Source organism: Deferrivibrio sp., from assembly GCF_055117995.1.
Genome location: NZ_JBSQOT010000015.1, coordinates 31,845 through 44,768 on the forward strand (window position 1 = coordinate 31,845; position 12,924 = coordinate 44,768).

Consider the following 12,924-nt stretch of genomic DNA (forward strand, 5'->3'; position numbering starts at 1 on the left):
AAAAAATATTATGTTTAACTACACTAAATTTTTTTAAACGATTATCACATTAAATGGCTATTTTCAAGCAATTTTTTAGAGTTTGAAAAATATTTATAAAATTTCTAAAAACTCAAGAGATACAAGATAATTATTTCTGAAAATTCTATACTTGCCCCAATAGTGTCCCCTGTCCAACCCCCAAAGAAAAAATTAAATACTCTTATCAATAGCCTGGCCAAAATAAAACTTAATATGCTTAAAATTATATACTGCTTCAAGTTTATAAATATAAACAATACAAGTGAACTTAATAAAAAAATCAATAAATTTTCCTTAAATGAATAAGATTTAAAAAAATACCCTGTACCTTCAGCCCTTGCATAAGAAGAATTAGAAATTATATATGAACCAATAGCCCTTGAAAAAAACATTGCTACGGGAATCGTACCAGGGCTAATATTTCCAAAAATATTTAGTTTAAATATAAGCACTATTATCAGTGTCACCGTTCCCATTGTACCAATTCTGCTATCTTTCATTATTTCAAGCTTTTTGATTTTATCTTTGTGAGAAAAGAGTGCATCGGCAGTATCAGCAAGACCATCCAAGTGTAAAGCTCCTGTAAAAACAATTATTGTAATCAGCGCAAGTATTTCTTTTAAATAAATATCACCTGATAATACAAAATATGCAGTCAGCCCAATCAAAAAACCAACAAGGGGGAAATATGCAGGCGCATTTTCATTGTCATAATCTTTCAAATTAAGCCTAAATATTGTTAAAAATGAGAGCGCTGTGAAAAATGCTTTCATTTTGGAATACCGGCCTCTTCAAATGTAAACACATTTGAAATCAAATTTGCCGCTTGCTTTATAATTGGCAAAGCCAATACCGCACCAGAGCCTTCTCCAAGTCTCATTTTTAAATTTAAAATTGGCTCAAGCCCAAGATATTCAAGCATTTTTATATGACCTGGCTCTTCTGAACAGTGACCTGCAAAAATATAATCTTTTACAATTGGATTTAATTTGTAGGCAACAAGCGCCCCTGCCGTAGATATAAAACCATCTATTATTACAGGAATCTTACTGTACGCTGCTGCCAGTATCGTCCCTGCAATCGCCCCTATCTCAGCACCACCTACTTTTGCAAGAACATCAAGAGCGTCATCCGGCTTAGGATTATGCAATTTAAGCCCTTTTTTAATAACCTCGATTTTTTTCAAAACCCCTTCAGCAGTCAAACCGGCACCCTTACCTGTCATCATCTCCACTGAATTCCCGGTAATCACTGCACCAATAGCTGCAGATGGGGTTGTGTTTCCTATACCCATTTCTCCAGTCAATACTATATCAAGCTGATTTTCCTTAATGTACTTCAACGTAACATCGATTCCAGCCTCAACACATTCAACCGCCTGCTGTCTTGTCATTGCAGGCTCCTTTGTAAAATTTTTTGTCCCCTTTACAACTTTTTTAGATAGAAATTCATTTTTGACACCATCAAGATTTTCTATTTCATATTTAGAACCTACATCAGTTAATATAATTTTTATTCCCTCCCTTTTCCCCAAAACACTTACGGTTGCCATATCATTTAAAAAAGCATTAAACATTAATCCCGTAACTTCTTGAGGAAATGGTGAAACACCCTCTTCCACAACGCCATGATCACCAGCCATTACAAACACGGCTGCATTTTTGATTTCAGGTTTTAAAGTTTCATAAATAGCACATAGTTTCTCTGAAATATCGTGCAGTCTTCCCATTGCCTTGTGAGGCATAAGCAAATTATCCGTACGGTTTTTAGCTAATTGCAAAAATTTGTCTGATGGTCTTGATATATTATCTAATATTTCATTTAACATATTTTACCGCCCCCTTGATTCAAAATATTTTTTTAATCTGCCAAGGACAAAGTCGTAACTATTCTCATCATGATTTTTTATACATTTGGAACAATCTTTAATATTGTTCATCAATTTAAAATCACCGCCGCAATCCTCAATTAAATACAATGGACAAAAACAAAACAGGCAATTTTGGTTTTGTATTTTATGACATGGATAATATTCACAATCCTTATTACTGAAAAATCTATAGCTCACACTCTCCTCCAAACACGCTTATTTTATGGATAAAGGGCAACCTGACACCATTAATATTACCTTATCGCTAATGGATGCAATTTTTTGATTTGCAAGTCCCAACAAATTGGTATATTCCCTTGATAATTTATCCACAGATATCAGCCCGAGCCCTACTTCATTTGAAACAATTGCCAGATTTTTAAATTTTGAAATATTTATATACTCTACTAATTTATCAACCTCTTTTAATACATTTTCTTTATAAAAGATAAGATTATTTATCCAAATAGTAATACAATCAATTAAAATAAAATCGTAATGTTTGCATTTTTCAAGAGCCCCAGTTAGATTTAAAGGCTCTTCGATGGTTTCCCACTCCCCTTTTCTCTCAAGCTTATGCAGTAATATCTTCCTCTGCATCTCTTCATCAAACGGCTCGGCCGTAGCTATATATGCTTTGTAGTCAAAGCTATTACCTAAACTAAGGCCATAAGTTGTTTTCCCGCTTTTAATCCCACCTGTGATAAATGTAATCATTTTTTCTGAAAAACTCCTTTAAATAATTAATAGAATCGTAAAAATCCTTTTCACCAAATACTTCGACAATTATATCAACATTATTGTCACTGGCAAAACCAAACAGATAATTTAATTTTTTTTCATCCAGATATCTGACAGACAGATGATCCTTACCATTTTTTACCCCATGCAAATGATAAGCTTTAATAAAGCTTCCATAAGTGTTTATAAATGCCTTAATATCCACACCTTCCAATATTGCGTGTCCGACATCAAAGCATATATCTGCACCTTTTGAAGATATCTTATCAAAGAAACTCACATCATTGATATTCTCCACCAGGGTAGCAGGAAATTTTGCTAAAAATTTTTCCAAATAATCAAAAAATATCTTATTATTTACGGGATGTACAATTAATTGCTCAGGCTTTAAAAGGGAAAGCTTTTCGGCAAAAAATATTAATCTATCCCAATCCCCTTCTTTTCCCAAATCTAAATCAATAGGCATATGGATGTAATATTTTAATTCTTGTTTGGCTTCTAACAATTGCTCAATCTCAGTTTCATCCGGCAAATCGTAATGATTGAAGCTGTCAAGATACAAAAGTTGCACAATATCAACCTTATTTTGTAAATATTTTACATTCACTACCCTGCTGTCATGAATAATAAAAGATGTGGTGCCTATTGATTTAATCTCTTTCTTCATTATTGAAGCCTGTATGAAATCTTTAATGGGAAACTTACTGTTTCAGGTGGAAGCTGCTCAAATGTAATTTTTTCCTGCATGTCCAATGTATTTTTATCAAGTATTTCATAACCTGAAGATTTCAGTATCTCTAATTTTTCCAGTTTACCTAATTTGCTAACCGTTATCATAACCTCAACATCACCTTCAATCCCCCTTCGTCTTGCTAGAAAAGGATATTCCAACCTTTCTTTAATTTTTGACAATATATATTTAGAATAGCTTTTTATATCAAATGCAGGCTCTAAATCATTACTCTCTGCTACATCCTCTTGAGTAGCTACCTCGTTAAATTTACTTTCTACATTTTTAAGCACATTAGTTTTGGTTATAGTATACGTATAACCTTCTGTTGGTTTTGCAGAATTTGAAATATCTTTATTTATTGACTGTATCTTAACATCATTTACTTTTTTGATAGGAATATTGTCTTTATCGGGGATATCAGCAATTTTATTTTTTATAAAAGGTTTAGGTCTAACCCTTTCTATTTTTTTGAGCGGCTGTTTTTCTATGTGTATATTTTTGCTTATTTTTTCTGTTTCAACATGATGTTGTGCAACTTGATTCTTTTTGGAAACTGTTAATATATCCAAGCTATATAATTTATGATTGTATAACTGCTTATTAAAATTCATATTTACCTTTAATGAATAAAAAAGGATAGTGTGAATTAAAACTGAAAAAATAAGAAAAAAATTAAATCTATTTTTTATCAATTTTAACTCCCAAACTACTCTTTAGAGCATTTTTTGAAACCGGCAATACCATAGGCTTTTTTGACACAGGGTTTATATCTGTCACAATTACAGTTTGGTAAACTTCTTCAAGTATTTCATATGTAATAATTTCCTCAGGCTTACCCGATTTAAATATTGCTCCATCATTTAGTAAAATTAAGTCGCTGCAATATTCGGCAGCTAAGTTCAAGTCATGCAAGATACAGACAATTGTCAATCCCATATTTTCATTTAACTCTTGTAACAAATCTAATATCTTTATTTGATAATTTAAATCAAGATGTGCGGTAGGCTCATCCAAAAACAAAATTTCAGGCTCCTGCGCTAAGGCCGAACATATAGCCACCACCTGCTGCTGTCCCCCACTTAATTCATACATATATCTATTTTCATAGTGCAAAATATCAAATATTTTCATATATTTATGTGCTATTTCCCTATCTTTCCCCGTTTCAAAGAGTTGGAAACTTTTAAAATGAGGAAGCCTTCCTGCAAGAATAAAGTCAATCACTTTTATATCCTTATTCTCCACAAACTGACTTACATAAGCAATTTTTTTACTCCTCTGCTTTTGGTTATAAGAATAAAAATCCTTTTCATCTAAAAAAATGCTGCCACTAAAAGGTTTTAATATTCCTGTCATTGTCTTTAAAAGTGTAGATTTTCCCGAGCCATTTGGGCCTATAATTCCATAAAATTTTGATTTATAGATAGTTAAGTTTATCCCTTTTAAAGAAAACCCTTTTTCATATCCCGAAATTATATTTTCAAGCCTCAAGATTTTAGTCATGCCCTCTTCTCTTTTCTGAAAATATAGATAAAAAATATTCCGCCAAGAATTCCGGTAACAACACCCACAGGTAACTCATTCGGATAAATTATTTTAGAAGCAATAAAATCTGAAAGCATCAAAAAAATTGCTCCACCTAAGAATGAGGCTATAAATAATATTCTAAAGTCATTATAAAACAATTTTCTCATTATATGAGGAATAATTAAACCTATAAATCCAATTATCCCTGTAACAGATACAGATGCTGCCGTTAACAAAGAAGAAAGGATTACCGTTATTTTGATAACCTGCTCCACATTTACTCCTAATGTAGCACCCTTGTCATAACCAAACTGCAAAGCATTTAATTTGTTTGCAAAAAGATAAAATATTAAAAGTCCAAAAAGTGTAATGCAGCCCAAAGCTATGTTTAGATTATTTTGAGCATTGCTGAGCGAGCCCATCATCCAAAAAATTATTCCATGCAAATTTTGCGTATTTGAAACAGCTAAAATCAGCATTAAAACAGATGATGAGATAAAACTTATCATAACGCCGATTAGAAGTAATGTTTTTATATCCAACTTATAATTTTTTATTGCAATTACATAAAGTAGCAAAAGGACCAGGATTGCTCCTAAAAAACCGGCACTAATTAGTAAAAAAACTCCAAATATTTTATTTAAAGATAGACTCAGGGCAACTGCGACACCAACCGCAGCACCACCAGAAACACCCAAAGTATATGGCTCTACTAAACTATTACGGAAAACTCCCTGCAACGCAGCACCGCATATTGAAAGACTACCACCTGCAAGTATTGCTAACACAGCCCTAGGCAACCTTAAATTTAATAAGATTGTTTTATCAATATCCGAAGATTTCTCAAACAGATGAAGCCCATATGTAATATTAAAATAAGCTATTATAATCAATATAAAAAAAAGAATAATTATCTTAACAAGCGCTCTCTTTTTATTCATATAAATTCAGCCTAAATACAGTAATAATGATTACAAATAAAACAGTAACTTTCATATTTATGCTGCATACATCAAGAATATCCTTTTTTAAAATGATTCTATCATTGTTACCAATGGTGCCTTTATCAATCTTTATATTATTGTAATAGTTTACTCCGCCAAGCTGACAATTTAAAAAACCTGCAATTGCAGCTTCAGGGTAACCTGAATTTGGACTTGTGTGAGCTCGTGCAAACTTTTTAACACTTTTAAGTACATCATCTCTCAAAGTAACGACGTATATCAACAAGGCAGTTAACCTTGCCGGGATAAAATTTAACAAATCATCCATTTTTGCTGAAAAATATCCGAAATTTCTATACTTATCATTTTTATAACCGACTATAGAATCAAGGGTATTTACGGTTTTATATACATAAAGAAAATAAATTCCACCTAAGAAATAGTAAAACAGAGGTGCTATAACCCCGTCACACAAATTTTCTGAGGTAGTTTCAATTACCGCCTTTCTTATCTGATTTTCATCAAACCGATTTGTATCTCTACCCACAATAAGGCTTAACTCTTTCCTTGCAGTTTCAATATCATTACAACTTAATTTACTTTCAATACTTTTGGCTCTGGTTATCAACTCTTTATTTGAAATTCCAAAATACACAAGCAGCGATAAAATAAATATTCTGTAATATGGGGTCTCAAATATATTTATCACTAAACTAATTAAAAAATATACCGCCAATATACAGCTAATAAGATAAAATAAACCGTAAAGCTTCATTTTAGCAGAATTTTCGGTCTTCTTATAAAATATTTTTTCAAAAAATGTTGATATTTTACCTATCAGTCTTATTGGGTGAAATCTACTTTCAGGATCACCAAAAACAAAATCCAGAGCAAGCCCAATTATCAGAGGAATAACAAAATCATTCATAGAATTTCCTTATCCCTTTAATCAATATCAGGTTTTTCTCCCTCAATTGAGATGCAATTCTGAAATGCTTTTCAGAAAGTCCTCTAAAATTAGAAGCATCTCTAATTAATACTGAGAAGTTCTTTGCAAGAAAATCTTTTAATTTTGAAGCTTTGGCATCGCTTTTACACAAGAAAAAGTTGAGTTCACTAAAACAAACTTCCACACCTTTTATCTTAGCCATTTCACTTTGTAACCATTTTGACTCATTGATCATCAATTCAACAGGCGGTTTCAAGTATTCATAATTGTCAACTATTAATTCCCCTGCCAGAAGGGCAAGTGAATTAATACTCCAGGTAATTTGCAGACTGTAAATCTGCTTTACAATCTTCTCATTCGCAACCAGATATCCCAATCTTAAGCCTGGCAAAGCAAAAGTTTTTGTAAACGATCTTAAAACTAATAAATTTTTATATTTATCAACGTATTTTACCAGAGATATATCTTTCAGAATAAAATCTTCATATGTCTCATCAATTACAAAAAAGGTATTTTTATATCTATTTAAGTAAAAAATAATTTCCTCTCTTTCAAAAAACTTCCCGTCAGGATTGTTTGGATTGCAGAGAAAAATCAGGGTTACATCATCGGTTATATCTTCAAGCCTATTAATAAATTGCAATTTGTGACCAAATTTTTCGGCTGCTTTTTCATATTCTATAAATGTCGGAATCAGGATAGCTGTTTTTGCGCTTTTAAACAATTCTGCCACCAGATATATACCTTCAATTGAACCATTTAAAACAAGAAAATTGTCCGATGAAATATCAAAAAAAGACGATAATTTCTTTTTTAGCCTTCTGCTTTCTATATCCGGATAACGCTCAAATTCATCTATATGCCCAACCAAATACGATTTCAATTTATCATGCATACCGTAAGGGGAAATATTTGTACTGAAATCATATTTAATATCCTCAAACTCAGAAATATTTCCGCCGTGCCCTTTTAACATTTTCCACTCATACAATCATATATATAGTTTATATTAAGGGAGCTTCTCAAAATATCTGCCAATTTATCATACTGCCTATCTTTAAATGCGGCAAAGTCTTCTAAAGTTATCTCTTTTCTAATAATATCTCTCAATACAATACTGTTGTCGAAAATACCGTGAATATATGTACCAAAACACTTTTCATTCAATAGGAAGCCTTCAGCAGAACCATCTTCAAAAAAGTTTAGAGGGCTATTTTCAAAAAATGTTGTTTCCCCCATATGAATCTCATAACCTATACATTTTTCAGGATAATTTTTATATCTAAAACTTCGTTGTACCGTTTTTTTATCTTTGGTCATCCTTGTAACTATTGGGAAAATACCTATACCATCAATCTCTTGAACATCACTTTCCACCCCATAAGGGTCGAATATTTTTCTCCCCAAAATCTGAAAACCGCCACATATCCCTATCACACCTTTACCACTATTAAAATGTTTTTTAATTGCTCTATCAAAGCCCTTCTTTTTTAAATATAACATATCAGAGATGCTATTTTTGCTGCCTGGAACAATAATCAGATCTGCATCATCCAGCTCCTCAGGATTTTCCGTATAAAACAGATTTACATCATCGATACGCTCAAATGGAGCAAAATCAGTAAAATTGGACATATGTTTCAACAGCACCACTGCTACTTTAAAAATTTTGCTTTTATCCGGATATCTTTTTTTACAATTTAAACTGTCCTCTTCATCAAGATAAATATCCCTAAAGTATGGTATTACACCAACAACAGGAACACCGGTTAACTGTTCAATAGTTTTTTTACCATCTTCAAAAAGTGAAATGTCACCTCTAAATTTGTTTATTATAAAACCTTTGATTAATTTCCTATCTTCCTCTTTTAATAACTTATAATGTCCGTAAATATTCCCTATGACACCGCCTTTATCAATATCAGCAATTAAAAATACCGCAGCATTTGTAAACCTTGCCACAGGCATATTAACAATATCTTTTTCCCACAAATTCATTTCACTAATACTGCCTGCACCCTCAATAAGTATCGGGAAATATTTATTTTGTAGATAGTAATAGGAATTTTTAACCTCTTGAAAAAAATTGTTTTTCAAATCATTACCAAAATAATCCTTAGCAGAAAAATTTCCTATAGGTTTGCCATTTAATACAATCTGACTCTCAGTATCCTTATTAGGCTTTAAAAGAATTGGATTCATCTGCACTTCAGGCTCAACCTTGCAACTTTCTGCCTGCATTGCTTGAGCCCTGCCAATTTCAAGACCATCTTTTGTGACAAAACTGTTAAGTGCCATATTTTGAGCTTTAAATGGTGCCGGATTAAAACCATCCTGTTTTAAAATTCTCCCAATACCTGCTACAATTATGCTTTTACCCACATCTGAGCCGGTGCCAACAAACATCAAAGGTCTACAGTTATTTTTTAGACCCCTCATCTGTTTACAAGCTCGCCTAAATTTTCAATCAAATCAATTAAATCCGGCAGGTAAGGGCTGCCAAGCCTGTCAGCGTCCACTATAAATAAATTATCCATTTTTACTGCATTTATAAAACTATATCTCTTTAAATCATTAACAATATCATCAGCAATTGCTCCCATATTCATTATGAATATTGCATCCGGGTTTCCTTTTAAAATAAATTCCTTTGAAATAATTCCGGAATTCAAATTTCCTGCAATATTTACTCCATTGATAATGTTTATTATATCGTCTATGTACGTATTTTTTGGAGCCGTAAAAAGTGGATTTGCACCGATTAAAAAAATAATTTTCTTCCTATCTTTATGTAAAAATTTAGCTTTAATCTTTTCTAATCTACTTTTTGACTGGTCTACAATTTTTTCTGCTTCCTGTACTCTACCTGTGATTTTCCCTAATCTTGATACAGTTTTAAAAATATCCTCAATACTTTTTGGATACTCAAATATTTCAACATTAACATTTAAGCTTTTAAGCTTTTCTATACTCTTTAAGTTTGTCAAAGAATTTGCTATTACCACATCAGGTTTTAACTGCAAAATAGCTTCAATATTAATTGTAGAAACCGAGCCTATTACTTTTGCGTTCGCACCCTTTTTCTGAGCTAAAGGGCAATAACTTGTGCATCCCACTATATTCCTTTCAATACCAAGGGCCATTAACTGTTTTGTAATTGAAGGGGTAAGTGACACTATCCTGATATCTTTTGCATAAACAGATACCTGAAATAAAAATATAAATATAAAGGCGACACAAAGTCGCCTTAAAAATTTAGAAATTATAAACATATTTTAATGTGCCTTTATAATTTCTTTCAGGCATAGGATAACCTTCTACATAGGCATAATCTTTATCAAACAGATTGTTAATATCTAATTTTAAATACAAATTACCTGCCCTTTTGAATTTAATTAATCTCTTACCCACACTCAAATCACCTACAGTAAAAGAACCTTTGTATTTTCTTGTAGTGGTATATGTTGCAGGGTCATAGTCATCTACCAATTGTTTGCCTGTATAAGCAAAATTCAGCCTGCAGTAAAAATCATTAGGATTGTTGGTAACAAACAACCCATAACTTGCTTGAAGTCTTGACACATAAAGAAGCTTAACATCATTTGTATCATCATAAAATTTGTCATAATAAACAAAATTCAGATATGGCTCAATAATTACCGGCAATTTAAATAGCCCGCCGATATCAAACTTTATATTGCCTTCAATACCTTCAATCGTTGCTTTTCCACTATTTATCCAGGTTATGTAAGATTGTGTTACTGTTTCAGTTACTGTTTCAGTTATTATTTTATCTTTATATTTTGTATAAAAATATGTCAAATAGCCATTTAACAACATATAGTTGTAGTCAATTCCAATCTCATAAGTCTTACTCGTCTCAGGATCAAGATCAGGATTACCTTTGTAAGGCATACCCCATACAGAATAATCAGCATTTAATTGATCCGCCTGAGGAATAACATATGCTTCCCCATAACTTCCCCTTAAAGAAATATTTTTCGAAAAGTTATACTTTAGGCCAAAAGATAATGTAGTAGGCTTTTTTTCTGTTTCTTGAGCTTTTACATCGCTTCTTAAAGGAGTTTCTTTGATTTTTAACTCGTAAATATCATACCTTAACCCGGCACTTAAAATAAGTTTTTCATTTAATAGTTTTAATTTTGGTAAAATAAATAACCCAAAGTCAGAATATTCGCTATCGGGATTATAGGGAGCAGTATTTTCAGAATTTCTATTAATTGTTTCATAACTATTGTAATCAAAACCTGTAGTCAGCTCAATCAATGCTCTTTTGTAAAAAATATTACCCTGAATACCTTTAAATTCAGTTTTGTAATAATTTTCTGAATTTGAGCCCCCAAAATCATCCCTGTCAGGGTCGTGATACGTTTTTTCCTCTTCCCCCTTAAAAACCTTGAAGTTCCAGCTGATTTTTTCGCCATTTCTCGCAAAATCAAAATCATAAGATTCAAGTTTTTTATTTTGATAATCATCAAGATACAATGCTAAATTATCCATAGTATATTGTTGTTTATTGTTATAGCCGATATCCCCTGAGTCAAATTTATTATAAACAAATCCAATTCTATCCAATTTATTAAAGGTATAGCCGACATTTGCAGAAATACTTTTCTCACCGATATCTGTTTTCGGATATGTCCCCATATCGGTATCATAATCATCTGCATCCATATTTTTTAGAACCAATGCAAAGTCAAAACCATTCTTTTTACCATTAGCCCCAACAGTAACACTTTTGTAATCAAAGCTGCCGAGTGACCCTTCTATAAAAAATTCACCTTTTTCTTTACCTTGTTTCAATATAATATTTACTACGCCACCCATTGCAGCAGAGCCATACTGAATACCGGCAGGGCCCCTTATGATTTCTATCTTTTCAACATTAGTCATAGGTATCAAAGATAAGTTACCGGTGCCAGCCCTTCGGCCATTAATCAAAATCAACACTTTACCCCTCAAATCTGTTCCGTGGGTATCTGTCCTGAACCCCCTGATATCTATTGAGGTTGAAAGCCCCGGATAATCGTGAATATGCCCCATGCTTATCTGCTTTAAAAAGTCAGCTACATTCTGAGCATTATATGTTTTAAGTTCTTCCTCCTCATAAACCAATACTTTTTGAGGAATCATTTCTTTACTTTCACCGATTCTATTTCCAGTTACAATTACGGTTTCAATAGCAAATACATTTAAAGAAAAAAGTAATATTAATAGACTTACATAAAAATTTTTCATAAATACAATAACCTCCAGTTTTAAATATTATTCAGTTAGAAAAGAGAAAAGTATGAAGTTATGTAAAAAGACAACGCATCCTGGCCTCCTTATCCACGTAAGGTATTTCATAGGGGGTATCCTGGCTCACCTTCAACCTACTTGCCAGCCTTCCCACTATTAAAAGCAGTGGCTAATTTGGCTTTCGTCAGGCTCACAGTTGCGGGACAGCGCCGGATTTTCACCGGACTTCCCCAACCTATGATATATGAATTTTATTAAAAAAATAAGGTTTTGTCAATTAAGCATTTACCCTGTTAAACAAAATCAAACTTTTTTAAAAAATATAAACAAAAAGTTAAACAATAAAACAAAAATGACTTGAAACTACTGATAATTTATACTAATATTATCCACATAATTTAAACAATGTTCTAAATGTTTAAATATTACTAAATCAAGGAGGCGTAGATGAAAAGAAGAGAGTTTTTAAAAAAAGCTACCCTAACAACTATTACTGGTCTTACTTTAGGTAGCAGTATGTTGGTAAGTTCATGTACAAATAGTAAGCAAAAAGAAGAAAAAGTAGAAGCAACAAACATAATAACTAGAAAATCTTTTGAATGGAAAATGGTAACTACCTGGCCACCTAACTTCCCAGTTTTTGGCGAAAGCGCAAACTTTATAGCCAAGTGGATTGAAGAAATGTCTGAAGGTAGACTTAAAATACATGTATACGCCGGAGGAGAGCTTGTACCGGCGCTTCAAGCTTTTGATGCCGTTGGGCAAGGTATGGTTGAAATGTATAATGCCCCCGGAAAATGAGACTGGATTTTTTGGGAGAAAAAATGTTAAAGGTAAAACGAGATGATAGCGAGAAAAGTTAACAAAGGGGGTAAAT

At 32.3% G+C, this 12,924-nt stretch carries 14 protein-coding genes and 1 riboswitch; of the genes, 1 reads left to right on the forward strand and 13 read right to left on the reverse strand.

Translation table 11 applies throughout. The annotated features are described in order from the left end of the window. Window positions 1–104 precede the first annotated feature (104 nt). The 13 genes from cobS to ACTCAF_RS05885 form a co-directional block, all read right to left on the reverse strand. Window positions 105–794 (reverse strand): adenosylcobinamide-GDP ribazoletransferase, encoded by a 690-nt coding sequence (gene cobS, locus ACTCAF_RS05825; protein WP_463062351.1) that lies wholly within the window; start codon window positions 792–794, stop codon window positions 105–107. Beyond that, entirely contained in the window at window positions 791–1,849 is a 1,059-nt protein-coding gene (gene cobT, locus ACTCAF_RS05830; RefSeq protein ID WP_463062352.1) for a nicotinate-nucleotide--dimethylbenzimidazole phosphoribosyltransferase, read from the reverse strand. Before cobT ends, cobS begins: the two co-directional genes overlap by 4 nt. 3 nt (window positions 1,850–1,852) lie before the next feature. Beyond that, window positions 1,853–2,089, reverse strand: a complete 237-nt coding sequence (locus ACTCAF_RS05835) for a cysteine-rich small domain-containing protein (RefSeq protein WP_463062353.1) — start codon at window positions 2,087–2,089, stop codon at window positions 1,853–1,855. A gap of 18 nt (window positions 2,090–2,107) precedes the next feature. After that, complete coding sequence (locus ACTCAF_RS05840; protein WP_463062354.1) at window positions 2,108–2,608, reverse strand: bifunctional adenosylcobinamide kinase/adenosylcobinamide-phosphate guanylyltransferase; 501 nt, start codon at window positions 2,606–2,608, stop codon at window positions 2,108–2,110. Then, window positions 2,580–3,299: a cobamide remodeling phosphodiesterase CbiR gene (cbiR, locus tag ACTCAF_RS05845; RefSeq protein WP_463062355.1), complete on the reverse strand. Its 720-nt coding sequence runs from the start codon at window positions 3,297–3,299 to the stop codon at window positions 2,580–2,582. Before cbiR ends, ACTCAF_RS05840 begins: the two co-directional genes overlap by 29 nt. Then, entirely contained in the window at window positions 3,299–3,934 is a 636-nt protein-coding gene (locus ACTCAF_RS05850) for an energy transducer TonB (protein ID WP_463062356.1), read from the reverse strand. Before ACTCAF_RS05850 ends, cbiR begins: the two co-directional genes overlap by 1 nt. Before the next feature lie 109 nt (window positions 3,935–4,043). Next, a complete protein-coding gene (locus ACTCAF_RS05855) occupies window positions 4,044–4,868 on the reverse strand; it encodes an ABC transporter ATP-binding protein (protein WP_463062357.1) in 825 nt (274 codons plus the stop codon). Next, window positions 4,865–5,833 (reverse strand): FecCD family ABC transporter permease, encoded by a 969-nt coding sequence (locus tag ACTCAF_RS05860; RefSeq protein ID WP_463062358.1) that lies wholly within the window; start codon window positions 5,831–5,833, stop codon window positions 4,865–4,867. Before ACTCAF_RS05860 ends, ACTCAF_RS05855 begins: the two co-directional genes overlap by 4 nt. After that, window positions 5,826–6,764 (reverse strand): adenosylcobinamide-phosphate synthase CbiB, encoded by a 939-nt coding sequence (gene cbiB / locus ACTCAF_RS05865; protein ID WP_463062359.1) that lies wholly within the window; start codon window positions 6,762–6,764, stop codon window positions 5,826–5,828. Before cbiB ends, ACTCAF_RS05860 begins: the two co-directional genes overlap by 8 nt. Continuing rightward, the gene (locus ACTCAF_RS05870) at window positions 6,757–7,761 is read right to left on the reverse strand and encodes a pyridoxal phosphate-dependent aminotransferase (RefSeq protein ID WP_463062360.1); all 1,005 of its coding nucleotides are present in this window, start codon (window positions 7,759–7,761) and stop codon (window positions 6,757–6,759) included. Before ACTCAF_RS05870 ends, cbiB begins: the two co-directional genes overlap by 8 nt. Continuing rightward, window positions 7,755–9,224 carry a cobyric acid synthase gene (locus tag ACTCAF_RS05875; RefSeq protein WP_463062361.1) on the reverse strand — a complete coding sequence of 490 codons (1,470 nt, stop codon included), beginning with the start codon at window positions 9,222–9,224 and terminating at the stop codon, window positions 7,755–7,757. Before ACTCAF_RS05875 ends, ACTCAF_RS05870 begins: the two co-directional genes overlap by 7 nt. Then, a complete protein-coding gene (locus ACTCAF_RS05880; RefSeq protein WP_463062362.1) occupies window positions 9,221–10,057 on the reverse strand; it encodes a helical backbone metal receptor in 837 nt (278 codons plus the stop codon). The genes ACTCAF_RS05875 and ACTCAF_RS05880 overlap by 4 nt, the downstream gene beginning before the upstream one ends. Beyond that, a complete protein-coding gene (locus ACTCAF_RS05885) occupies window positions 10,041–12,044 on the reverse strand; it encodes a TonB-dependent receptor (RefSeq protein WP_463062363.1) in 2,004 nt (667 codons plus the stop codon). Before ACTCAF_RS05885 ends, ACTCAF_RS05880 begins: the two co-directional genes overlap by 17 nt. A gap of 95 nt (window positions 12,045–12,139) precedes the next feature. Continuing rightward, window positions 12,140–12,301: riboswitch (cobalamin riboswitch) on the reverse strand. Window positions 12,302–12,494: 193 nt separating this feature from the next. On the opposite strand from ACTCAF_RS05885, the gene ACTCAF_RS05890 reads away from it, so the two are divergent. Further along, window positions 12,495–12,848 (forward strand): hypothetical protein, encoded by a 354-nt coding sequence (locus ACTCAF_RS05890; protein ID WP_463062364.1) that lies wholly within the window; start codon window positions 12,495–12,497, stop codon window positions 12,846–12,848. Window positions 12,849–12,924 lie beyond the last annotated feature (76 nt).

Excerpts from the sequence above, each read along its gene's own strand:
- ACTCAF_RS05870 (WP_463062360.1), bottom strand. The coding sequence starts at position 7,761 with ATGTTAAAAGGGCACGGCGGAAATATTTCTGAGTTTGAGGATATTAAA.
- ACTCAF_RS05860 (WP_463062358.1), bottom strand. The coding sequence starts at position 5,833 with ATGAATAAAAAGAGAGCGCTTGTTAAGATAATTATTCTTTTTTTTATA.
- cbiB (WP_463062359.1), bottom strand. The coding sequence starts at position 6,764 with ATGAATGATTTTGTTATTCCTCTGATAATTGGGCTTGCTCTGGATTTT.
- ACTCAF_RS05855 (WP_463062357.1), bottom strand. The coding sequence starts at position 4,868 with ATGACTAAAATCTTGAGGCTTGAAAATATAATTTCGGGATATGAAAAA.
- ACTCAF_RS05890 (WP_463062364.1), top strand. The coding sequence starts at position 12,495 with ATGAAAAGAAGAGAGTTTTTAAAAAAAGCTACCCTAACAACTATTACT.
- ACTCAF_RS05880 (WP_463062362.1), bottom strand. The coding sequence starts at position 10,057 with ATGTTTATAATTTCTAAATTTTTAAGGCGACTTTGTGTCGCCTTTATA.
- ACTCAF_RS05875 (WP_463062361.1), bottom strand. The coding sequence starts at position 9,224 with ATGAGGGGTCTAAAAAATAACTGTAGACCTTTGATGTTTGTTGGCACC.
- ACTCAF_RS05840 (WP_463062354.1), bottom strand. The coding sequence starts at position 2,608 with ATGATTACATTTATCACAGGTGGGATTAAAAGCGGGAAAACAACTTAT.
- cobT (WP_463062352.1), bottom strand. The coding sequence starts at position 1,849 with ATGTTAAATGAAATATTAGATAATATATCAAGACCATCAGACAAATTT.
- cobS (WP_463062351.1), bottom strand. The coding sequence starts at position 794 with ATGAAAGCATTTTTCACAGCGCTCTCATTTTTAACAATATTTAGGCTT.
- ACTCAF_RS05885 (WP_463062363.1), bottom strand. The coding sequence starts at position 12,044 with ATGAAAAATTTTTATGTAAGTCTATTAATATTACTTTTTTCTTTAAAT.
- cbiR (WP_463062355.1), bottom strand. The coding sequence starts at position 3,299 with ATGAAGAAAGAGATTAAATCAATAGGCACCACATCTTTTATTATTCAT.